At 63.6% G+C, this 558-nt stretch carries 1 pseudogene; it reads left to right on the top strand.

Features of this window, described 5'->3' with window-relative positions:
* Positions 1-315: 315 nt before the first annotated feature.
* Positions 316-558 (top strand): annotated as a pseudogene (locus IG178_RS24310) (nuclease-related domain-containing DEAD/DEAH box helicase); the annotation flags it as partial.

The raw sequence follows: 558 nt of genomic DNA on the forward strand, positions 1-558 counted from the left end.
CGTCACGACAGAATTCACAACCTCTCGAAGAGCCCCTGGGTCCAAGCGAACGAGGCCGCTTTCTCGCTGATCGACATTCTCCGCTCGAGGATTCCCACCGGAAATTGGCCGTTCGCCTCGGCCGTCGTCACACCCCACCAGACACTGGATCCGGATCCGGAGTGGGAGCCTGAGCAGCACATCGGATTGGACAGGATGACGTCCGAAGGCCTCCAACGGTCACTGGATGCGTTAGCCAGGTTTGCACGGAGGCCACGGGGTACCCAGGCGAACCGGTCCGGAAGCCACCTGCGCGATCGGGCCGACCTCCGCGAGGTGTCCAGGCTTCTGCGCGGAGAGGTCGATGCGATGCGGACTGTCCCCGACGACGAAGTCCTCATCGATCAGAACATCGTGACGATGACGGATGAGCAGATCGAGGCCATGCGGATCTTCGAATCCAATCCGCGGGTGCTCGTCCTCGGCGGAGCAGGCACTGGAAAGACCGTGCTGGCGGTGGAAGCCGCCCGACGAGCGTCCTCGGACGGCAGTTCCGTGGCGTTCGTCTGCGGTTCGTCG

Source organism: Neoluteolibacter marinus (genome assembly GCF_014904755.1).
Taxonomy (GTDB): Bacteria; Verrucomicrobiota; Verrucomicrobiia; order Verrucomicrobiales; family Akkermansiaceae; genus Haloferula; species Haloferula marina.